The sequence below is a fragment of the Pseudomonas oryzihabitans genome (assembly GCF_024652905.1).
GTDB classification, from domain to species: Bacteria; Pseudomonadota; Gammaproteobacteria; order Pseudomonadales; family Pseudomonadaceae; genus Chryseomonas; species Chryseomonas benzopyrenica.
Window position 1 is genome coordinate 408,257 of record NZ_CP102428.1, and the last position, 23,246, is coordinate 431,502.

General features: G+C 58.7%; 19 protein-coding genes. All 19 read left to right on the top strand.

The window, feature by feature from the left end; all coding sequences use genetic code 11:
• The first annotated feature begins 32 nt into the window (after nt 1-32).
• A complete protein-coding gene (gene cheR, locus NRG74_RS01910) occupies nt 33-860 on the top strand; it encodes a protein-glutamate O-methyltransferase CheR (protein WP_257705605.1) in 828 nt (275 codons plus the stop codon).
• A gap of 222 nt (nt 861-1,082) precedes the next feature.
• Nucleotides 1,083-1,505, top strand: coding sequence for a flagellar basal body rod protein FlgB (gene flgB / locus NRG74_RS01915; protein WP_017642008.1), 423 nt, complete (start codon nt 1,083-1,085; stop codon nt 1,503-1,505).
• A 2-nt stretch (nt 1,506-1,507) separates the two neighbouring features.
• Complete coding sequence (flgC, locus tag NRG74_RS01920; RefSeq protein ID WP_017642009.1) at nt 1,508-1,945, top strand: flagellar basal body rod protein FlgC; 438 nt, start codon at nt 1,508-1,510, stop codon at nt 1,943-1,945.
• A gap of 12 nt (nt 1,946-1,957) precedes the next feature.
• Complete coding sequence (locus NRG74_RS01925; protein WP_017642010.1) at nt 1,958-2,668, top strand: flagellar hook assembly protein FlgD; 711 nt, start codon at nt 1,958-1,960, stop codon at nt 2,666-2,668.
• A 26-nt stretch (nt 2,669-2,694) separates the two neighbouring features.
• On the top strand, nt 2,695-4,044 hold the full coding sequence (flgE, locus tag NRG74_RS01930; protein WP_017642011.1) for a flagellar hook protein FlgE: 1,350 nt from the start codon (nt 2,695-2,697) through the stop codon (nt 4,042-4,044).
• 169 nt (nt 4,045-4,213) lie between these two features.
• Entirely contained in the window at nt 4,214-4,957 is a 744-nt protein-coding gene (locus NRG74_RS01935; RefSeq protein ID WP_017642012.1) for a flagellar basal body rod protein FlgF, read from the top strand.
• A gap of 46 nt (nt 4,958-5,003) precedes the next feature.
• Nucleotides 5,004-5,789, top strand: coding sequence for a flagellar basal-body rod protein FlgG (gene flgG, locus NRG74_RS01940; RefSeq protein WP_017642013.1), 786 nt, complete (start codon nt 5,004-5,006; stop codon nt 5,787-5,789).
• A 21-nt stretch (nt 5,790-5,810) separates the two neighbouring features.
• Nucleotides 5,811-6,506 (top strand): flagellar basal body L-ring protein FlgH, encoded by a 696-nt coding sequence (gene flgH, locus NRG74_RS01945; protein WP_257705606.1) that lies wholly within the window; start codon nt 5,811-5,813, stop codon nt 6,504-6,506.
• Nucleotides 6,507-6,517: 11 nt separating this feature from the next.
• Entirely contained in the window at nt 6,518-7,618 is a 1,101-nt protein-coding gene (locus NRG74_RS01950; protein ID WP_017642015.1) for a flagellar basal body P-ring protein FlgI, read from the top strand.
• 12 nt (nt 7,619-7,630) lie between these two features.
• Nucleotides 7,631-8,848, top strand: a complete 1,218-nt coding sequence (gene flgJ, locus NRG74_RS01955) for a flagellar assembly peptidoglycan hydrolase FlgJ (protein WP_017642016.1) — start codon at nt 7,631-7,633, stop codon at nt 8,846-8,848.
• 8 nt (nt 8,849-8,856) lie between these two features.
• Nucleotides 8,857-10,896, top strand: a complete 2,040-nt coding sequence (gene flgK, locus NRG74_RS01960; protein ID WP_257705607.1) for a flagellar hook-associated protein FlgK — start codon at nt 8,857-8,859, stop codon at nt 10,894-10,896.
• Nucleotides 10,897-10,907: 11 nt separating this feature from the next.
• Nucleotides 10,908-12,206, top strand: a complete 1,299-nt coding sequence (gene flgL / locus NRG74_RS01965; protein ID WP_257705608.1) for a flagellar hook-associated protein FlgL — start codon at nt 10,908-10,910, stop codon at nt 12,204-12,206.
• Nucleotides 12,207-12,298: 92 nt separating this feature from the next.
• Complete coding sequence (locus NRG74_RS01970) at nt 12,299-13,051, top strand: class I SAM-dependent methyltransferase (RefSeq protein ID WP_257705609.1); 753 nt, start codon at nt 12,299-12,301, stop codon at nt 13,049-13,051.
• Nucleotides 13,048-13,653, top strand: coding sequence for an HAD-IB family phosphatase (locus tag NRG74_RS01975; RefSeq protein WP_059315603.1), 606 nt, complete (start codon nt 13,048-13,050; stop codon nt 13,651-13,653). Before NRG74_RS01970 ends, NRG74_RS01975 begins: the two co-directional genes overlap by 4 nt.
• The gene (locus NRG74_RS01980; protein ID WP_257705610.1) at nt 13,629-14,282 is read left to right on the top strand and encodes an NTP transferase domain-containing protein; all 654 of its coding nucleotides are present in this window, start codon (nt 13,629-13,631) and stop codon (nt 14,280-14,282) included. The genes NRG74_RS01975 and NRG74_RS01980 overlap by 25 nt, the downstream gene beginning before the upstream one ends.
• A 1-nt stretch (nt 14,283) precedes the next feature.
• Complete coding sequence (locus tag NRG74_RS01985; protein ID WP_257705611.1) at nt 14,284-19,584, top strand: glycosyltransferase; 5,301 nt, start codon at nt 14,284-14,286, stop codon at nt 19,582-19,584.
• Nucleotides 19,585-19,811: 227 nt separating this feature from the next.
• Nucleotides 19,812-21,263 (top strand): flagellin, encoded by a 1,452-nt coding sequence (locus NRG74_RS01990; RefSeq protein WP_257705612.1) that lies wholly within the window; start codon nt 19,812-19,814, stop codon nt 21,261-21,263.
• Between the two features lie 75 nt (nt 21,264-21,338).
• On the top strand, nt 21,339-21,707 hold the full coding sequence (locus NRG74_RS01995; protein WP_257705613.1) for a flagellar protein FlaG: 369 nt from the start codon (nt 21,339-21,341) through the stop codon (nt 21,705-21,707).
• Between the two features lie 63 nt (nt 21,708-21,770).
• Nucleotides 21,771-23,216, top strand: coding sequence for a flagellar filament capping protein FliD (gene fliD, locus NRG74_RS02000; protein ID WP_257705614.1), 1,446 nt, complete (start codon nt 21,771-21,773; stop codon nt 23,214-23,216).
• The last annotated feature ends 30 nt before the right edge of the window (nt 23,217-23,246 follow it).

Consider the following 23,246-nt stretch of genomic DNA (forward strand, 5'->3'; position numbering starts at 1 on the left):
CTCTATCCCGGTATCCAGAAGGCGGAGCGGCAGTGTCAGCAGTCAACGCGGATTTTGTGCTTTTTCGTGATTTCCTCGAGAAATCCAGCGGGATCCTGCTCGGTGACAACAAGCAGTACCTCGTCTCCAGTCGGCTCAACAAGCTGATGGAGACCGAGGGGATCAAGACGTTGTCGGAGTTGGTGCAGCGCATCCAGATGCAGCCCCGCGGCGGTTTGCGGGAAAAGGTCATCGATGCGATGACGACCAACGAAACCCTCTGGTTTCGCGACACCTATCCCTTCGAGGTGCTCAAGAACCGCCTCCTGCCCGAATTGACCAAGAACACCTTCGGCCAGCGCCTGCGGGTCTGGTCGGCGGCCTGCTCGTCGGGGCAGGAGCCTTATTCGCTGTCCATGACCATGGACGAATTCGAGCGCAGCGCGGCAGGGCAGGGGCGTGGCGGCATGCAGATCGTGGCGACCGATCTGTCCGGTGCCATTCTCACGGCGGCGAAATCCGGTGAATACGATTCTCTGGCCATCGGTCGCGGTCTGTCCCAGGAACGCCTGCAGCGCTACTTCGACGTGCTCCAGCCAAATCGCTGGGCGGTCAAGCCGACGATTCGCAGTCGGATCGAATTCCGCGCCCTGAATCTATTGGACAGCTATGCCAGCCTCGGCAAGTTCGACATGGTGTTCTGCCGCAACGTGCTCATCTACTTCTCCGCTGACGTGAAGAAGGACATCCTCACCCGCATCCATGCCACTCTCAAGCCGGGCGGCTATCTGTTCCTGGGTGCGTCCGAAGCCCTCAACGGCTTGCCGGATCTCTATCAGATGGTGCAGTGCAATCCGGGCATCATCTACAAGGCCAAATAGGCCGGTCGATGGACACCCAAAGGGCAGACCCAGGTCTGCCCTTTCTTTTGCGCCAAAGTTTTGCCGCGCCTGCCTCGGGGGCCGGCAAAGGTGGCGGAAAAACCTTGCCGCTTGCCGTCGTTCTGACTGCCGCGTCGCGCTAAGCCCTTGATTTAGATGGATGTTGGATACTGGCACGGGCCTTGCTAAATCGCTTGCAAGCCACGTCAAAGGTCTCTCGACATGAGCATCAGTTTCGACAAAGCACTCGGGTTGCACGAGCAGGCGCTCAACTTCCGTTCGCAGCGCGCCGAAGTATTGGGCAACAACATCGCCAATGCCGATACCCCGGGCTACAAGGCGCGGGATCTGGATTTCAGCGCCGTCATGGCAGAGCAGGCGGCCAAGAGCGCGCCAGGGGCTTCCGGCCACTATCAGCTGGAAACCACCAACAGCCGCCATATCGCTGCCGAAGGCTTCGACATGGGCATGGGCGACTCGGCCTTGAAGTATCGCATCCCCACGCAGCCCTCGGTGGACCAGAACACCGTGGATGCGCAGGTCGAACAGGCCAACTACGCCGAGAACGCGATGAATTTCCAGGCCAGCTTCACCCTGCTCAATAGCAAGTTCAAGGGGCTGATGTCGGCCCTGCGCGGAGAATAGCCATGTCCCTGAGTTCGCTGTTCAACATCGCCGGTAGCGGCATGAGCGCCCAGAACGTGCGCCTCAATACCGTGGCCAGCAACATGGCCAACGCCGACTCCGTCTCCTCCAGCGTCGATCAGACCTACAAGGCGCGGCATCCGGTGTTCGCTGCCCAGTTCAACGCGGCCCAGGGCGGTGCTTCGCTGTTCGACGACCAGGGCCAGGCCGGGGTCGGGGTGGAGGTCAAGGGTATCGTCGAGGATCCGAGCGAGGTGCAGAAGCGCTACGAGCCCAATCATCCCATGGCGGACAAGGAAGGCTACGTCTATTACCCCAACGTGAACGTGGTGGAGGAGATGGCCGACATGATTTCGGCCAGTCGCGCCTTCCAGACCAACGCGGAAATGATGAATACCGCCAAACAGATGATGCAGAAGGTACTGACCCTCGGTCAGTAAGGAACCGGCGCCATGGCCATCAGCACGACCAACTCCACCGCTCAATCGGTACTCGACAAGTACTCCGTCAACAAGACCGGCACGTCCGCCGAAACCACCGCCAGCGATGGCAAGAAGGGTGGCAAGCTCGGCAAGGACGAGTTCCTCAAGCTGATGGTTGCTCAGATGAACAACCAGAATCCGCTGGAGCCGCAGGGCAACGGCGAATTCATCGCCCAGCTGGCGCAGTTCAGTACCGTCGAGGGCATCACCAACCTGAATACCAGCGTCGGCTCGATTCTCTCCGGTAGTCAGTCTTCCCAGGCACTGCAGGCTTCCACTCTGGTTGGTCGCAAGGTGATCGTCGATACCGACAAGGTCAAGGTGGACACCAGTGCGGACTTCAAGGGGGCGCTCAACCTGACCGCTTCCAGTCCGAACGTTTGGGTCAACGTCTACAACGACGCGGGCAGTCAGGTAAATCGTCTAAACCTGGGGCAGCAATCCAGTGGCCTGGTGAACTTCACCTGGGACGGCACCGATGCCAGCGGCAAGAAGCTGGCTGCCGGCACCTACCGCTTCGAGGCCCAGGCGAACGTGAACGACACCACCACGGCCATGAAGACCAGTCTGCCAGCCAACGTCGACAGTGTGACGCTCGGGCAGAACGGCGGCGAAATGACACTCAACCTTGCCGGCGTCGGCAGTATCGGCATCTCCAAAGTCCAGGCGGTCGGCCAGTAAGGCGCGGCACAAGAGAGGAATCCAGCATGTCTTTCAATATCGGTTTGAGCGGCATCAAGGCCGCGTCCAGTGACCTCAACATCACCGGCAATAACATCGCCAACGCCAGCACCGTCGGCTTCAAGCAGTCCCGGGCGGAGTTCCAGGACCTCTATGCCGCCTCGGTCCTGGGTACCGGCAAGAATGCCCAGGGCAGCGGCGTGCTGCTGGGCAACGTCGGCCAGCTGTTCAACCAGGGCACCATCGATTCCACGCAGAACGCGCTGGACATGGGCATTAACGGTAACGGTTTTTTCGTCACCAGCAACAATGGCGCCATCCAGTACACCCGTGCCGGTTACTTCGGGACCGACAAGCAAGGCTTCATCGTCGACAACAACGGCTACAAGCTGCAGGGCTACACCACCAACGACCAGGGTCTGCTGCAGCCGGGCGTGCGTAGCGACCTGCGCATCGAGACGGCTAGCCAGGCCCCTAAGGCATCCAGCTCGATCAAGCAGACGGTCAACCTGAACTCGACCCAGACGACGCCGACCACCACCCCGTTCAATCCGTCCGATCCGACCAGCTACAACTCCTCGACCTCGGTGAACATCTACGACAGCCAGGGCAACGCCCACGTCCTGTCGCAGTATTTCGTCAAGGGCGCGAACAACTCCTGGACCATGAACGTGCTGATCGACGGCCGCAATCCGGGCGATCCCACCAAGGAAGACGCGACCACCAAGGTTGCTACGCCCTACACCGTGACCTTGCCGTTCACCAGCAGCGGCGCGCTCGATGGCGGCAAGGTGGCCTCGACCGATCTCAAGCAGGTCAATAACGCCACCACCAACACCTTCGAGGGCGTGCTCAAGCTGGACAACTGGGTCCCGGCCATCTCCAACGGCGGTACCCCGGCGACCTGGGCCTCCAATGGCGCTGTCGCCAACCCGGCCGGCATAACCTTGGACATGCGCGGCTCGACCCAATACAGCAGTGCCTTCGCCGTGACCAGCGTCAACCAGGACGGCTACACCACGGGCCAGCTGTCCGGTCTGGAAATCGACGATACCGGCCAGATCTTCGCACGTTACACCAATGGTCAGTCCAAGGTGCAGGGTCAGGTCGTGCTGGCCAACTTCGCCAACGTCCAGGGCCTGACCCCCATGGGCAAGACCTCCTGGACCGAGTCGTCGGAATCGGGTCAGCCAGTAGTCGGCACACCGCGCTCCGGCACCCTGGGTGCCCTGCAGTCCGGTGCTCTGGAGGCATCCAACGTGGACATCTCCACCGAGCTGGTCGACATGATCGTGGCGCAGCGCAACTACCAGGCCAACGCCAAGACCATCGAGACCGAGAACGCCATTACCCAGACCATCATCAACCTGCGTTGATGTCGTTTCTCTGACGGCTTGCCGCTTCGGCGTCAGGAAAAGCCTCCCTCGGGAGGCTTTTCTATTTTCAGGCTACTGATTTTAAAAGGTTTTCAGTTTTTGGAACGGCGCTTGCTAAAGAACCTCCGAACGCAAGCTTGGCGGCAATCTGCCGCCGTCGGAGGATCAGATGGACAAGCTGCTGTACGTCGCCATGACCGGCGCCAGCCAGAACGAGATGGCCCAGCGCGCCCACGCCAACAACCTGGCCAACGTCTCGACTTCGGGATTCCGCAAGGATCTCGAACAGGCGCGCTCGATGCAGGTGTTCGGCGAGACCATGCCGTCGCGCGTCTACTCCATGAGTGAGCGGCCGGCGACGGACTTCACCCCTGGCGCGCTGCAGGAGACGGGCCGTGACCTGGACGTGGCCATCCAGGGGCCGGGCTTCGTCGCGGTCCAGGATCCCTCCGGCAAGGAGGCCTATGTGCGCACCTCCAGCCTGCAGATCGACCCCCTTGGCATGCTGCGGACCGGCAGCGGTTTGCCGGTGCTCGGCAATGGCGGTCCCATTGCCGTGCCGCCTGCTTCCAAAGTGGAAATCGGTCAGGACGGCAGCATCACCGTGCGCGGCTCCGGCCAGGCGGCCAATGCCCTGGCCCAGGTCGACCGCATCAAGCTGGTCAATCCCGACACCAAGCAGATGGAAAAGGGGCTCGACGGCCTGCTGCACATGAAGCAGGGCCAGGCAGCGCCGCCCATGGATGCCAACGTCTCCCTGGTCTCCGGCTTCGTCGAGTCGAGCAACGTCAATGCGGCGGAGGAAATGACCTCGATCCTGTCGCTGTCCCGCCAGTTCGAGCTGCAGGTAAAGATGATGCGCAGCGCGGAAGACAACGACGCGGCGATGGCAAAGGTTTTGCAATTCTCCTGATAACGGCTAGCGCCGACGTAAAACCGGCACTTCGAGGAATACCAGCATGATGTCGTCACTGTGGGTCGCCAAGACCGGTCTGTCCGCCCAGGACATGAACCTCACCACCATCTCCAACAACCTGGCCAACGTGTCCACCACGGGCTTCAAGCGCGATCGCGCCGAATTCCAGGACCTGCTGTACCAGATCCGCCGCCAGCCCGGCGCCCAGTCCACCCAGGACAACCAGCTCCCCTCCGGCCTGCAGCTGGGTACCGGTGTGCGCATCGTCGGCACCCAGAAGAACTTCACCGAGGGTTCGCTGCAGACCACCGACCAGCCGCTGGACATGGCTGTCAACGGCGATGGCTTCTTCCAGGTGACCATGCCCGACGGGACCATCAACTACACCCGTGACGGCACCTTTCACCTCAATGCCGATGGCCAGCTGGTCACCGCCAATGGCTTCGCACTACAGCCTGCCATCGTGCTGCCTGCCGACACCAAGACCTTTACCGTCGGCGAAGACGGCACCGTGTCGGTCACCACCGCCGGTCAGGCCGCGCCCCAGGTCATCGGCAACCTGCAGATCGCCCAGTTCGTCAACCCGGGCGGCCTCCAGGCCGTGGGCCAGAACCTGTTCAGCGAGACCGCGTCCAGCGGCGCGCCTCAGGTCGGTACCCCGGGCTTGAACGGCCTTGGCACCGTGCTGCAGAGCACCCTGGAAAACTCCAACGTGAGCACGGTCGAGGAGCTGGTGAACATGATCACCACCCAGCGCGCCTACGAGATGAACTCCAAGGTCATTTCCACCGCCGATCAGATGCTCGGCTTCGTTACCCAGCAGCTCTAATCCCCTGTGAGGACGCGCTCCATGAAACCTCTATTCGCCGTCGCCCCGCTCCTGGGAGCGCTCGTACTCGCAGGATGCGTAGCCCCGGCCGCCAAGCCGAACGATCCCTACTACGCCCCGGTGCTGCCGCGTACCCCGGTGCCAGCCGCACAGAACAACGGCGCCATCTTCCAGTCGGGGTTCGAGCAGAATCTCTATACCGACCGCAAGGCTTTCCGCATCGGCGACATCATCACCATCACCCTGCAGGAGCGGACCCAGGCCAGCAAGAACGCCAGTTCCGACATCGCCAAGAACACCAAGGCGACTCTGGGGCTGACCTCGCTGTTCGGCGCCAAGCCCTCGATTCCCAATCCGCTGGCCGATGGCGACTTGAGTCTTGACGCCGGTTTCTCCGGTAACCGCTCCAACACCGGCAAGTCCACGGCGGCCCAGGGCAACAGCCTGTCCGGCTCGTTGACCGTGACCATCGCCGAAGTGCTGCCCAATGGCATCCTGGTAGTGCGTGGCGAGAAGTGGTTGACCCTCAACACCGGCAACGAACTCATGCGCATCCAGGGCATGGTCCGCGCCGACGACATCGCCACCGACAACACCGTGTCCTCCACCCGCGTAGCCGATGCACGTATCACCTATTCGGGCACTGGCGCCTTCGCCGATGCCAGTCAGCCGGGCTGGCTGAGCCAGCTCTTCGGCAGCCCCCTGGTGCCCTTCTGAGGATGAGCGCCATGTTCAAGAGCCTCATCGCCGCTGCCGCCCTGGCCCTGGTCATGCCGCTGGCCCAGGCGGATCGCCTGAAGGACATCGCCAGCATCCAGGGTGTGCGGACCAACCAGCTGATTGGCTACGGCCTGGTAGTGGGGCTGCCCGGTACCGGTGACCAGACCACCCAGACGCCCTTCACCGTGCAGACCTTCAACAACATGCTGGCGCAGTTCGGCATCAAGGTGCCGCCGGGCACCACGGCGCAGCTGAAGAACGTCGCGGCGGTATCCATCCATGCCGATCTGCCGGCCTTTTCCAAGCCCGGTCAGACCATCGATATCACGGTGTCCTCCATCGGCAACTCCAAGAGCCTGAGAGGCGGCAGCCTGCTGCTCTCGCCGCTCAAGGGTATCGATGGTCAGATCTACGCCATCGCCCAAGGCAACCTAGTGGTCGGGGGTTTTGACGCTGAAGGCCGTGACGGTTCGAAGATCACCGTCAACGTTCCGTCGTCCGGGCGCATTCCCAATGGGGCCACTGTCGAGCGACCGGTGCCGAGTGGCTTCGACCAGGGCAACAGCATCACGCTGGACCTGAATCGCAGCGACTTCACCACCGCCAAACGCATCGTCGACAAGATCAACGAGACACTTGGCGCGGGTGTTGCATCAGCTGTTGATGCCGGATCGATTCGCGTCACGGCGCCGGTGGATCCCAGCCAGCGCGTCGACTACATCTCGATCCTGGAGAACATGGAGGTCGATCCGGGGCAGGCGGTGGCCAAGGTCATCGTCAACTCCCGCACCGGGACCATCGTCATCGGCCAGAACGTCAAGGTCTCGCCGGCGGCGGTGACCCAGGGCAGCCTGACCGTGACCATCAGCGAGGACCCGCAGGTAAGCCAGCCCAATCCCTTGTCGGGTGGGCAGACGGTGGTGACGCCCCAGTCGACCGTCAAGGCCAAGCAGGAGGCCAAGCCGATGTTCAAGTTCGGTCCGGGCACCACGTTGGACGAAATCGTGAGAGCGGTGAATCAGGTGGGCGCGGCGCCCAGCGACCTGGTGGCCATTCTCGAAGCGTTGAAACAGGCCGGCGCCTTGCAGGCCGATCTGATCGTAATTTAAGGAGAACGGGCGATGGAATCTCGTCTGGGTGGCAACTACGGCAACGTCAAGGATTCGGGGGCCTTTACCGACCTGAATCGGTTGGCCCAGATGAAGGGTAAGGATCGCGACAGCGCGGAAAACGTCAAGAAGGTCGCGGGCGAATTCGAGTCGTTGTTCCTGAACCAGATGCTCAAGTCCATGCGCAGCGCCAATCAGGCGCTGGCGGACAAGGACAGCCCTTTTTCCAGTGAGACCACCAAGCAGTACCAGGACATGTACGACCAGCAGTTGGCCGTCTCCCTGTCCCGGGATGGCGGCGGTATCGGCCTGGCCAATGTCCTGGAGCGTCAGCTGAGCAAGACCGCCCAGCCGTCGGCGCGCCCCAATCCCTTCGCCCAGGTCGGCCAGGCGGCGCCTACCGAAAGCCAACTGGCTGCCGGTCGCAATGCCAAGCTCAACGAGGCTGGTAGTAACAGCCTCAAACCGGTAGGTGCCGCCGTCTCCGGGCGTGACGATTCCAGCGCACTCAACTCTCGCCGGCTGGCCCTGCCCGGGCGTCTGGCCGAGCGTACCGCGGCCAACATTTCCGGCGCGGCCGAGCAGGGCGCCACCCTCAAGCAGAGCTTCCAGGACGTCGCGGCCGCCCAGAGCGCCTGGCGCCAGCAGGCCACGCAACCCGGCAGCAAGCCGGCCGCTGCGACCGAGACCGTCGCCAGCGTGGACGGCGCCGCTGCCACCGGCAAGACCCGTTTCCGCACCCGTCAGGAATTCGTCGACACCATGATGCCCATGGCCGAAGCCGCGGCGAAGCGCCTGGGCGTGGACCCCAAGTACCTGGTCGCCCAGGCGGCGCTGGAAACCGGCTGGGGCAAGCACATGGTCAAGCAGGCCGATGGCAGCAACAGCAACAACCTGTTCGGCATCAAATCCCATGGTTGGGATGGCGGCAGTGCCGCGGCAGTGACCCAGGAATTCGTCAACGGCAAGGCGGTGACCGAGACCGCGAAGTTCCGCACCTACGATTCCTTCGCCGACAGCTTCCACGACTACGTGAACTTCCTGCAGAGCAATGATCGCTACGACAAGGCGCTGTCCACCAACGGCAACTCCGAGCGCTTCATGCAGGGGCTGCAGCAGGCCGGCTACGCCACCGATCCGCAATACGCACGCAAGGTGATCCAGATCGCCCGCAACATGAACACCTATCAGACGGTCGCCTCCCTGGGCACCAGTCCGTCCCGCGGTTGAGGTGAGCCATGGCTGATCTACTTTCCATTGGTCTGTCGGGCCTGAGGTCCACGCAAAACGCTCTGACCACCACCGGCCACAACATCGCCAACGTCAACACGCCTGGCTATTCGCGGCAGGAGACCATCCAGCAGACCAACATCGCCCAGTACAACGGCTCGGGTTATGTCGGTTCCGGCTCCCAGACGGTGGATGTGCGTCGCCTCGCCAGTGATTTCCTCACCAGCCAGGTACGCTCGGCCAACAGCCAGAACAGCGAACTGCAGACCTTCAAGAGCCAGATCTCCCAGCTCGACGGCCTGCTGTCCGACAGCACGACGGGTATCACCCCGGCCATGCAGAAGTTCTTCGCCACCCTGCAGACCGCTGCCCAGGATCCTTCGTCGATTCCGGCGCGGGAGGCCGTGCTCGCCCAGGCCCAGGGCATGGCCAAGTCGTTCAACACACTGTACGACCAGGTCGACAAGCAGAACGGCCAGATCAACGATCAGCTGTCGGCGCTGACCAATCAGGTCAATGCGCTGGCCAAGAGCGTCGGCAGTCTCAACGACGCCATCGCCCGTTCCAAGGCTGCCGGCGGCGCGCCTAACGATCTCATCGACTCCCGTGAGCAGGCGATCAAGCAACTGTCGGGTATGGTCGGTTTGCAGGTGGTGGAACAGGACGACGGCGCGCTGAACCTGTTCGTCGGCACCGGCCAGCCGCTGGTAGTGGGCAATACCGTGTCCAGCATGACGGCCAAGCCCGGCACCGACGATCCCTCACGCTTCCAGATCGTCCTGACCTCGGGCTCGACCGAGCAGAACGTCACCAGCCAGCTCAGCGGCGGCGAGATGGGCGGCCTGCTGTCCTATCGCGACACGGCGCTGGACCACGCCTATAACAGCCTGGGGCAGTTGTCGCTGACCCTGGCGGATACCGTCAACCGCCAATTGGGGCAGGGTCTGGATCTGTCCGGCAATGCCGGCTCGGCACTGTTCGGCGACATCAACGACACCCAGAGCATCGGCCTGCGGGTGATGGGGCGGGCCACCAATACCGGCTCGGCCAACGCGACTCTCAGCATCACCGATACCAGCAAGCTCTCACCGAGCGACTACCGCCTCGATTACAACGGCACCGGCTTCACGGCGCGTCGCGCCAGTGACAACGCGACACTCACGGTCAACAAGAGCGGTACCGATCCGGTCACCCTTACCCTGACCGATGCCGGCGGCAACGATCAGGGCTTCAAGGTGCAATTCAGTGCTGCAGAGCTCGCCAAGGCCCAGGCCGGCGACGTCTTCAGCCTGCAGCCGACGCGGCGTGGCGCCTCTCAGCTCAAGGTGGATCTGGCCCAGGCTGATCAGCTGGGCTTCGCCGGCACGGCCAAGGCGGGGGCCACCACTAATAACCGCGGTACCGGTGCCATTACCCAGCCGGCGCTGACCACTTCAGTCTCGCCGGTCAATACCGCCGACTTCGAGCGGCTGTTCGGGGCCGATGGCCTGAAGCTGAGCTTCAACAGTGCCACCAACCAGTTGGACGGCACCCTGCCGAACGGTGCGACGCTCAACTACCTGTCGCCCACGGCCGGTGTGCTTACCAGTGGTCAGACCAACGCCGTTCGCCTCACGTATACCGATCCGAACACCAATAACAGCTACACCTACGACTTCAACATCAGCGGCGTGCCGCAATCCGGTGACAGCTTCACCCTAGGCACCAATAAGAGCGCCGTTTCGGACAACCGTAACGCTCTGAGCCTGGTGGCCTTGCAGACCAAGCCAACTATGGGTGGCTACGGCAACACCGGCACCACCTACAACAACGCCTACGGCGGCCTGGTAGAGCGGGTCGGTACCCTGACCGCACAGGTACGGGTGGATTCCGCCGCCAGCGAAACGGTACTCAAGCAGTCCCAGGACAATCGCGACTCCCTGTCGGCCGTCAACCTCGATGAGGAAGCCGCCAAACTCGTCCAGTTCCAGCAGTACTACGGTGCCTCGGCGCAGGTCATCAAGATCGCCCAGTCGCTGTTCGACACCCTGCTCGGCGCCTTCAGATAAGGAAACCGGCCATGCGCATTTCTACCGCTCAGGCGTTCAACAACGGTATCAGTGGCCTGCAGAACAACTACGGCAACGTGACCCGTACCCAGGAAGAGATCAGCACCGGCAAGAAGATCCTCACGCCGGCTGACGATCCGGTGGCGTCGATCAAGCTGTTGCAGATCAGCCAGGAGGAGGCACTCAACAGCCAGTACAACACCGGCATGACCGCCGCCAAGAACAGCCTCAACACCGGGGAAGCCATGCTCACCTCGGTGGAAACAGTGTTGACGCGCATCCGCGAGATCGCCGTCCAGGCGGGCAACGGCGCTCTGGATCCGACCGACCGTGCGTCCCTGGCCAAGGAGGTCGGTCAGCGCGAAGACGAGCTGATGAATCTGATGAACAGCAAGGACGCCAGCGGCAAATACCTGTTCTCTGGCTCTATGGGCGACACCCAGCCCTATGTGCGCAATGCCGACGGCACCTACAGCTACAACGGCGACGAAGGCCAGCGCAGCGTGCAGATCGCCAGCTCCACCTTCGTGCCCATCAGCGACAGCGGCAAGGACGCCTTCGAGAACAACTTCAACGCCAATCGTGTCAAGACTGCGCCAACAGCTGGCAACACGGGTACCGGGCGGATCTCGCTGGGCCTTGTAGAAGACAAGAAGGCCTACGACGACACCTTTCCCGCCAGCACGCCGCCGGTCGCTGCCGATGGTATCGGCATCCATTTCCTAGATGACAAGAAGTACGTCATCTATGACCTGTCCAAGGCACCTACGGCCGCCGAATGGGCGGCCTACGATCCGGCCAATCCGCCGGCTGGCCAGCTCAAGGCGGACAGCGTCGATGGCAATCCCTCTACCAGCGACTTCATTCGCTTTGGCGGCATCAAGGTGCAGCTTGATGGTGTGCCCGCAGCCGGTGACGAGTTCAAGATCACCCGCGACACCGCCAACGAGAAGCGCAGCTTGCTCAATGTGGTGTCCGACTTGCGCAAGGCCCTGGAGAGCGGCGATGGCAGCACCGAGGGCGTGTACAAGATGCGCGACAGCGCTGCAGTAGCCCTGAGCAACCTCGATACGGCCTATACCCAGGTCGATGGCATCCGCGGCAAAGTTGGCGCACGCCTCAACGTCATCGACTCCACCAGCGACTTCATCGCCGACGTCAGCCTGGTCAACAAGTCGGTGCAGTCGGATCTTCAGGATCTGGACTATGCTGAGGCTTTGTCCCGCTATGCCTTGCAGAATACGGTTCTGCAGGCGACGCAGCAGAGCTTTGTGAAGGTATCGCAGTTGAGTTTGTTCAATTACCTGTGAGCAAAGGCCCTCGCATGCTTTGGAGCGCTAGGCTAATTTCTGGGATTGCAGACTGATTAGGTGAGGCCAAGACGTTGAGAGATGGGCAGCGGGTGCAGGGCGAAATCGTTGAAATTGACTATGCTGCCACTCAGGCCTTTTTTGAGCGGCGCGGGCGTCAGCATTATCAGAACGCTCTAAGCGCAACCATGTATCAAGACAATGATCCCGGACTGGTTGCTTACCGTGACGAAGCTGAAAAAGCTGCCATCGGTATGGCGCTCTGCAGCCCCGCACCCAGGTCGGTGCTGGATATTGGTTGTGGTATAGGCCGGTGGGGATGGTACCTGGCAGACCGCCATCCGGAGATCGACTATCTCGGTATCGACTTCTCGTCTTCTCTCATTGCCAAGGCGCATGAGGGAGCACTGGAACGCGGATACCGACGAATCAAGTTCCAGACCATGTCGGCGACCGCCATCGACAGCACTCGGCTTGAACTAACACCGCCTTATGATCTGCTTATCGTGTCGGGTCTGCTGATCTATCTGAACGACGCCGATTGTCTAAAAATGTTGACCGATCTCGGGTCGCTCTGCTCATCTGCTACTCGCCTCTATCTTCGCGAGCCAATCGCTCTGGAAAAGCGTCTGACCTTGGATGCCTTTTTTTCTTCAGAGCTGCAAGACCGCTATTCCGCCATTTATCGAACGTTGGACGAGCTCAAGGCGCTGTTGTCCCAGGCTTTTCCAGCGGGCACTCTGGCAGTCGACCAGGAAGGGTTCCTGTTTGAGGATAGTCTGGAGAAACGAGTCGAAACCCGTCAGTACTACCTGATTCTTTCCATGAAGGATGTACAGCAGTGAGGACAGCTTACTGCTTCGATCTCGACGGCACCTTGACCCGCCAGGAGCTTCTCCCTCTCATCGCTGCAACCGTGGGGCTCGAGGATGAGATCTCGCTGCTAACGCAGGCCACAATCGACGGCGTGTTGCCTTTTGACAAATCGTTCAAGTTGCGGGTCCGCTTGCTGAAGGACGCTAATATCGAATGGATACACCAGACGCTGGAGCATAGTGTTGACTTCGACGCTGAAATACTTTCATTTATCGCGAGTCGTCCTGAAGATTGTTACGTGATAACGGGAAATTTGGATATCTGGGTCAAACCGGTTCTTGATCGACTGGGTATCCGCAATTTTGCCTCGAGAGCTAAGCTCGATGACAATGGAAAGCTGGTCGGGATAGATCATATTCTGCATAAGGGTGATGTAGTGGCAGAGCTGCGTAGGCAGTACGACCGCATCATTGCAGTAGGCGATGGCATGAACGATGTGCCCATGTTCGAGGCGGCGGATTGGCGAATCGCCTATGGTGGAACTCATCCGCCGACCGCACTTCTGGTAAAGCTAAGTGATTTTGTAATTTATGACCGGACTGCCCTATGCCGCCTATTGAACATGTTGTGATCAGTGCTGCTGGTATAGGGTCTCGCTTAGGTTTGAATAGGCCGAAGTGTTTGGTAGAGGTGGCAGGGCGCACCCTGCTCGACTACCATCTCGAGCGCTTGGTCGATGTTCCTTTCGTATGGCTTGTCGTAGGCTTTCAGGAAGAAGACGTTATTGCTCATGCCTTGGCGCTCCGGCCAAATATAATTATCGTTCGTAATCCCGACTTTGCGCGAACCAATACGCTGCAAAGCATATTCAGAGTTGCTCGGCATCTGCACGAAAGATTCTTGGTAGTGGATGCCGATACTGTGGTGAGACCGAATAGCTTTAGGGGTTTTATAAAGGCTGCCGAACAATATAATCAACTGGTGGGCGTTTCTAGTTATACAACCAGCGATGGTGTCAGAGTAGTCCTGAATCAGGACAATACGCTTGTTCAGGCTTTCACGCGAGAACCGCATTACGAATGGGAGTGGACGGGCATAGCGATACTCGAGCCCAGCACTGTCGTTGATCAGCCGATTTACGTGTATCAGGCGCTTGAGCCTTATCTGCCGCTACCTGCCTATGAATTGGACGCTTTCGACATAGATACTGTCGCAGATCTAGACATGGCTAGAAGGGTCATGACCGGTGGATGGAAATAGTATGAAAAAAGCGTCCCAGGGGATTAAGGCGCGGCAATTTTGGTCAGCGACCCAAAGGGGTCAGATAGGGCCGGAGCTGCTCTACGAGCGGCAAAGAGAAGTTATTTCGAGCGCCGTTTTACCGTTGCTTGAACCAAGCGACCGGCTACTCGACATAGGCTGTGCAGATGGCCAGTTTTCCTTGCTCTATGCGCAGAAGGTAGCAAAGGTAAAGGGTATTGACCTTGGGTCGGAACTCATTCGGCAGGCCTGCGATCAGGCAGCCAAGATCGGAGCGGCGAACGTTCAGTTTGAAGCGGTAGACATCTTCGAGTTCGAGAGGTCGGAAAGATTCGAGGCGGTCAGCCTGATGGGGGTACTCACTACCATCACCGATGATCTGAGTGCAGCTCGAGTATTGCTACGGGCTGCTGAAGTATTGAGCGACGATGGCATCCTGATACTCAAGGATGCGGTGCTGGTAGGCGCTGACTCCTCAGTCACGCTGGTTACCGATAGCTACGAGGCTGTGTACCGGACCGAGTCTTCCTATCTGGCGCTGGTTCGCTCTTTAGGGTTCGAGCTTTCATCTCGTCACCCCCTGCTGACAATGGACAATTATCAGCAGACGAGCATTCTTTATGTGTTCAGGCAACTGCTGCCCAAGCCCGTCGAAAAGCCTCATTCCAGCCTGAGGGTGGCCTGTTATGGCAGCATGCCGTTCCACTTTCGCTCGCTAAGACCACTGTCAGCATGTTTTGAGAAGAGCCTGCTGAGCCTGGATATCGCTGAGGTGATGGCTTGGCGGCCCGACGTCATCGCGGTGGCCGATGGTTGGTCTGTGGAATTTTGGCGCGACTACTGCGATGCCCATGGAGCAACGCTTGTCGCCATGCGGCATGGTTCTGTCACGCGGTATGGCTACGCCGAACCGCAATACAATCTAGCTGATTACATGTGCGGCAGCGCTTGGGACATAGAGGATACGCTGCTATCTGGAGTCCGCCCACGCCAAGGATTTTTGCTAACCGGCAATGCCTGGGTAGATCAGGTCTTCCGGTTGCCGAAAAGAGTACCAGTCCGCGACTGTCCGACTATTCTATTCGCCCCTACGTATAATCCGGAACTCAGTGCTGCAGTCTATTTCGGTGAAAGACTTGTGCCACTCATACGCCAAGTCTTTCCGACTGCAAGAATTATTATCAAGCCTCACCCTGCGATCGTTCAATACGAGCACGCCTTTGTCGTCGAGAAGGAACGCTTCCGCAATTTAATGGCCGTATGGCGGATGCAGGCAGCGTCCGATTCGCTGGTCGAATTGATCGACGATCCTGAAGCCAGTATTGCTGATAGCTTTGCCGAAGCGGACATATTGGTTGCCGATCGCTCTTCGCTGCTGTTTGAGTTCATGGCGCTGGATCGACCGATTTTGTTGTACTCCAGTGAAAAGCGGGTGGAACACTGGGAATACAATCCTTCGGCGCCTGGTAATGCCTGGCGGGATATAGGGCTGGAGTTTCAGGATGACGATAAGTTCCTGAGTTTGCTAGGGGATGTCTTCGGCGCTCATGAAAGGCGTTGCCGCAAAGCTCAAGTGGAGCGAACTCAGGCACTTCATGGCCGTTATCAAGATGGCCTGTCCACTCAAAGAGTAGCATCCGCTATAGCTAATCTTCCCTGTGTAACCGTCGTCATCAACGGCTATGACGAACAACAATCGCTGCTATTGGTTGAAAATGTCACCCAGGAATGGCCGAGTGCCCATGTGGTATTGATTGGGCAGGTGATTGATAGAGCGGGTGTCAACTCCTACTCAAGCCTTCTCCAATGGACGAATGTATTGGAGAAGCAAGGCGGAAAGACGGGGCTTTTCCTGCTGCTTGAAGGTCATTCCTGCATGCAGCCAGGTAGTTTCCATCCGCTATCGGTAGCGCTTGCGGAAAGCGGTAAAGGCACCTTCCGCGGTAGACGTCATACCCTCTCTGCTGCGGTCGATACCGCTATGGATGACGGCGGAGAGGCAGCCTGGTTGCGTAAGCGGTTGTCCAAGGTACTTGGTAGAACCTGCTGGCAACTGGTGACTTACGATGCACTGATGTGCGAAGTCGCGCACTTGCGTTCGCAACTGAGCGAAGCAGCAATGCAAGTGTGGTGGCATTCGTTGACGACGCCTGGACCTGAACCAACGAATTCACTGTACGTTACGCCAGGGCCAGGGGTCACAAAGCTGGTCGGCAGCGTGCATTATCTCTTCGGCGAAGAATCCAGGTTGAGTATTACCTCGGATATCCGAAGTGACTGGTATGGAAGAGGGCGGTTGCGGCTACATCTGGCTGCTCTTGACCAAAAGAACTACAGTCATTTTCCAGTTGGCTTGACGTTTACCGTCAATGGGCTGGTCCTTGAGCAGCGATTCGAGATTGCTGAGGCGACGCAGGCTTTTGATATTTTCTTCGCGCCTGACGCCCAAGGGCGCGCGGAAGTAGGTATTTTCTGTAATGGCAGCTTTCCAGGGATGCAAGGACTGGTTGGCTCCATTTCACTTGCGGGCACCTTTGATGAGGTTGAGGTACTGCTATCGGTTGTCGACTCCGATCAGGCTGAAAGGCCGTTCCCTCATGTGGTACGTCTCACCGACGACTTGGCTGAGTCGCTTACCGACTACCAGGCCTGGAGTTCTCCACGACGTTTTGGTGTCGAGCAGAAGGCGTTGATCGCCGGCCGGGCTGCCGGGAGCGAACCTCGTACGCAAATGCTTGCCGTGCTACATGGCAACGTATTGGACGTCGAACTCCTTGCGCGCACCCTCTCTAGCATTGGAAGTCAGCTCTATCCCGTAGCAGGCGTGGTGGTCATGGCTGTAGAGGGTCAAGGGCCGACCCCGACTACCGCTGACCAATGGCAGCCTGTGGATAGCTGGTGTGGTTTAGCTCAGGTGCTCGAGTCCACCGGCGCGGACTGGTTCATGGTCATGGAGGTCGGCGACGTCTTGGCTGAGCATGCCTTTCTGTTGATCGCTGAGCATGTTCAGCAGCATCCTGGCTGGCAGTTCTGCTATGTCGATGAAGACGTTCAGGTAAAAAGGGGGGGGTACACCAACCCGCTGTTCAAACCGGACATCAATCTGGATCTGTTGCGCAGCTATCCTTATCTCGGTCCGCGAGTGGCTGTCGCCGCCCGGAGCTATCTCGACCTGCAGGGATTTGCTGACGATATCGGTCAGCTGGGTCCCTATGATTTTGCTTTTCGGGTGATAGAAACCTATGGCCTCGATGCCGTTGGACATATACCGGAAGTGCTGATACACGCTCATTGCTCTTTCGGTGAGTGGGTTTCGCGCCCCGATGTACAACCTTTTATAGCTCCTGTGGTGAGTCGCCACTTGGGACGGCTGAATGTTCCCCATGAAATATATGCTGGCGCACTTTCGGTTATAAATAGAGTGGCCTATAGCTATTCCGGCGAACCGAAGATCAGTCTAATCATACCGACCAAGGATCAGTTGTTCTATTTGCGTCGTTGTATTGAAAGTATCTTCGAGAAGACTTCCTATCCCAACTATGAAATCATCATTGTAGACAATGGAAGCACCGATGCGGCCACCTGCGAGTGGCTTCAGGGAATACGAGATCTCAAGACGCAACAGTTGCGAGTAATCGACTATCCTGAGGCTTTCAATTACTCGGCAATGAACAATCTCGCCGTCGCGCACTCCACCGGCGACTATCTGATTTTGCTCAATAACGATACCGAGGTGATTCAGCCGGACTGGATACAGGCATTGCTCAACCACGCCAGGCGCCCCGAGGTCGGGGTGGTAGGAGCCAAGCTGCATTTTCCCGATGGACGTATCCAGCACGCGGGTGTTGTGCTGGGGCTGGATGGACCAGCCGATCATGCCTTCATAGGCCTGCCCGCGGATGATCCCGGTTACATGCATCGTATGGTAGTCGATCAAAACTATCTGGCGGTAACAGCTGCGTGCCTCATGGTCCCGCGTTCGTTGTATCTCGAAGTTGGTGGACTTGATGAAGGCGATTTTCGTGTTTCCTACAACGACGTCGATTTCTGTCTGAAGATACGCCAAGCTGGCTATCTCTGTGTCTGGACGCCCTATGCGGTTCTCATGCACGAGGGAAGTGTCAGTCAGCGGGAAGTCGACAAGAGCAGCCAGTCGGAAAAGGTCACTAGATTTACCGCTGAGCAATTGTCGATGTATGACCGATGGCTGCCTGTGATTGCCAACGATCCCAGCTACAACCGGAACCTGGCGCTGACGAAACCAGGTTTCGAGCTTGATCCCCGGGAGGCAGGTTGGAAGCCACTGGTCACCTCACTCAGCCCGCGTATCTTGGCGATACCGGCTGACGACAGCGGTTGTGGTCACTATCGGATTTATCAACCCTTCGAAGCGCTCCGTGAACGTGCGCTGATTGAAGGTGGTATAGGCGCAGATATCCTTTCCCCGGCGGAAATCGACCGGATTGCGCCCGATACGATAGTTCTGCAGCGACAGATACTGGATGAGCAGATAAATATGATTCAAAGGCTCAAAAGGTACTCGACCGCGTTTCGCGTCTTCGAGCTGGATGACTACCTGCCTAATTTGCCGCTAAAGAGCGTCCACCGAGAGCATATGCCCAAGGATGTCCTGAAATCTTTGCGCCGAGCACTCTCTCTGGTGGATCGCTTCGTCGTCTCCACTGACGCCTTGGCCGAGCAATTTGGAGATCTGCACTCTGACATCAGAGTGGTCAACAACCGTTTGCCCATCAAATGGTGGGGAAATCTCACACCGCACAAGGCCGCTTCTTCACGTCCACGGGTTGGGTGGGCAGGAGGCATTGGGCATCAGGGGGATCTCGAATTGATTCACGATGTGGTTCGAGATCTCGCGAACGAGGTCGACTGGATATTCTTGGGCTATTGCCCTGAAAGCCTGCGAGCCTATGTGAAGGAATTTCACCATGGGGTACAGATTGAGCAGTATCCCCAGCGTCTCGCCGACCTTGCTCTGGATCTGGCCATTGCACCTTTGGAGGACAATGTATTCAACGCCTGTAAGAGCAATTTGCGGCTGCTTGAGTATGGAGCCTGTGGCTATCCGGTGGTGTGCAGCGACGTACGTGCCTACGCCGGGAGCTTGGACGTGGTTCGCGTCAAGAACCGCTACAAGAATTGGGTGGAAGCCATCCGCGCTCAGGTGGGTGACCTTCCTCCCAGCCGGCTAGCGGGACAGAGACTGCGCGCCCAGGTCATGGGCAACTGGTTATTGGACGAGAAGGGTGTTCTGGACTGGCAGGCGGCCTGGTTGCCAAGCTGATTCAAGTTAGAGGTCTGTTGGCCGATACGAAGGTAGATCGTACTCAGGGGGAAGCTACGGCTTCCCTTTTTTCTTCCTCGCAAAAAAGCAAGAGGAAGTGAAAGAAAAAATTAAAGCTTCCTGAGTCCACGCCGATAAACAAGATGAATGCGAAATGCAGGGGCGCCTGAGCAAGCAGGCCCCGTTCGCATGCTCAGGCACACACGGTTCTACTGGAGGACGCCACCATGGCCCTTACCGTCAATACCAACATTGCTTCTCTGAACACCCAGCGTAACCTGCAAGCTTCCTCGAACGCGCTGTCCACTTCCATGCAGCGTCTGTCCACCGGTAGCCGTATCAACAGTGCCAAGGACGACGCCGCCGGCCTGCAGATTTCCAACCGTCTGACCAATCAGATCAATGGTTTGAACCAGGCGACTCGCAACGCCAATGATGGCATCTCTCTAGCGCAGACCGCTGAAGGCGCCATGCAGCAGTCGACCAATATTCTGCAGCGTATTCGTGACCTGGCCGTGCAGTCCGCCAACGGTTCCAACAGTGACGCTGACCGTGCTGCCCTGCAGAAAGAAGTCTCCGCGCAGCAGTCCGAGCTGAGCCGTATCGCTGATACCACCACCTTTGGTGGCCGCAAGCTGCTCGATGGCTCTTTCGGGACCACCAGCTTCCAGATCGGTTCCAATGCCTACGAAACCATCGATATTACGCTGAAAGATACCTCCTCGACCGCTCTGGGCTCGTATCAGATCGGTGGTGGTGCTACCACCGAAGGTTCTGACGGCACTACTAAGACGGGTAAGGTGACTACCGGTAGTGGCGCTGTCTTCTCCAGCGGCACCATCAACGTTGTAGGCGGTGGCAAATCCGAAAGCGTGACTGTTGCTACTAATGACAGCGCGAAGACTCTGGCCGCAAAATTTGATGGCAAGATCCCTGGTCTGGCAGCGTCTGCCCGTACGGTAGTTCAGGCTGAAGTTGCCGTTACCAGTGGCTCGGTCAACATGAAGATGACGGTTGGCGACAACTCTGTCGACTTGGTAGGCGTTACCAGCACCAAGGAGCTGGCCGCTCAGATCAACTCCAACGCCAGCAAGCTGGGTGTCACTGCTAACTATGATGAGCAGAGCAAGAAGCTGACCATCACTTCTGCTTCGGGTGAGAACATCACCTTCGGCAAAGACACCAACAGTGCTAATGCCACGGTTAAAATCGCTTCTCAAAGCAGCGACGGGAAATTCAGCGCGTCCACCGATATCAAAGCAAATGGTGGTACGGCCACTGGCTACGTGAAGCTGGACTCCCCAACGACCTTCGCAATGACTGGTGCTACTACCGAAGTGTTCGGCAAGAAAACCGCCGAGCTGAGCAAGGTCTCCGACGTCGACATCTCCACTGCAGACGGTGCCCAGAAAGCCCTGTCCGTCATCGACCAGGCCCTGGCCAACATCGATAGCCAGCGTGCCGACCTCGGTGCCGTGCAGAACCGCTTCGACAATACTATCAGCAACCTGACCAACATCTCGGAAAACGCCTCGTCCGCTCGTAGCCGGATCAAAGACACCGACTACGCCCAGGAGACCGCCAACCTGTCGAAGAACCAGGTTCTGCAACAGGCCGGTACCGCGATTCTGGCCCAGGCCAAGCAGCTGCCTCAGTCGGTACTCAGCCTGCTCCAGTAAGGCAGATGATCGGCTAGGTAAGGCAGGGAGAAGAGGGACGCCTCTTCTCCCTTTCATCCGTTATGAGGACAAAACATGGACATCGTCAAAACATCGGGTTTTGCCGCGGTGCCCGCCTCTGGCGCCAATTCGGGAGGAAGCGGGATAGCTGCCGTTTCGTCTTCGGAAAAATCTGCGGCCACTGAGCAGGACAAAACCCAGCAGTCGGCTGCAGAGGTTAACCAGGACGACGTGGATAGCGCCGTTTCCGGATTGAAATCAAAGCTACAGAATGATCGTCGTAATCTCGATTTCCAGGTGGACGACTCCACCGGCGAGGTCGTGGTTAAGGTGATCGACGGCGAGTCAGGCAAGTTGGTACGACAGATTCCTACGGAGGAGGTGTTGAAGTTGTCCAAGCAACTCGACGACTTCCGTAGCCTGATGTTTGAGGCCAAAGCCTGAGCGGCACGGATCTTGTAATCCGGGATCCACAACGACGAAACGTTGGCGGGGGAGATTGAAGACATGGCAGGCATATCTGGTATCGGCGGCTCAGGCCTCGACATCGACACCATCGTCAAAACGATGGTGGCGGCAGAAAAGGCACCCAAGCAGAATCAGATCACCAAGACCGAAAACGAGGCCGTGGCGCAACTCACGGCCGTCGGTTCGCTCAAGAGCGCGATCAGCGATTTCCAGAGCGCTCTGACCACGCTCAATAGCCCCTCCAGCTTTCTGGCCCGTACTGTCAGCACGTCAAAATCGGATGTGTTGACGGCAACCGCCAGCCAGAGTGCCGGCCTGGGTAGTTACCAGGTCGAGGTCAAGCAATTGGCCGCAAATAGCAAGGTCGCCCTGGGAGCCGTGAGCGCTAAGGACAAGTTCAGTCAGGGTACCCTGGACATCAAGGTTGGTAGTACCTCGATCCCCGGTATCAAGATTGACTCCACCAACAACACGTTGGCGGGTATTCGCGACGCCATCAATACGGCGGGTAAATCTCAAGGCCTTAGCGCAACCATCGTCAGCGATACCCAAGGTGCACGCCTGGTGCTGAGCAGCACTCAATCGGGTGACGGCAATGACATCGCGGTGTCGGTCTCAGGAGACGACGGCAGCGGTACCCAAAGTCTTTCCAAGCTGGAGTTCACGCCGTCTGCCAAGCCTACCGACAGCTCTGTGGCCGACCCGCCGACGCCAAGTGATCCGGCCGCCGCGCGGATTTTGACTAGGGCGCAGAGTGCCCTCATGACGGTGGACGGCTTGCAGGTCACCAGCAAGACCAACACCGTCAATGATGCCATCGAGGGCGTCAGCTTCACGCTCAAGACCAAGACGGACAAGGATGCCCCCATAACCGTAGGGGTTAGCCAGGACGAAGCCGGGGTGAAGGGAAACGTCAAGAAATTCGTCGATGCCTATAACAAGCTAATGGGCGTTATCAAGACGCAGACGGCTGTCACTACGGTAGGCGAAAACAGCGCTCCCATCACCGGTGCGCTGGTAGGGGATGCCACCACTCGAACGCTTACTAGCACCATCCGCAACGAGTTGGTGAACATGCAAGGGACGGGGTCAATCAAGGCCTTGGCCGATCTAGGCATCACGACCCAGAAGGATGGCACGCTCGCCATAGACGACACCAAGCTGGGCAAGATGGTAAGCGGTAATTTTTCTGACCTGGCAAGCTTTTTCACGGGTGACAATGGTCTGGCTGCGCGGATGAAGGGAAAACTCGACGTCTATACCCAGGCGGGCGGTATTCTCGAGCAGCGGACCTCGGCCCTGAGTGACGTGCGCAAGAAGGTCACTCAGCAGCAGACGGCGCTGAATACGCGCATGACCTCGCTCCAGGACCGTCTGTACAAACAGTACAATGCTATGGATGCAACCTACTCCCAGCTGTCCAGCACGGCGTCCCAGCTTGCCTCTTCGCTGGCGTCCATGCCGTTCGCGACCAAGAGCTCCTGACACTAGAGAATTTGCCGGATCAGGCGTCAA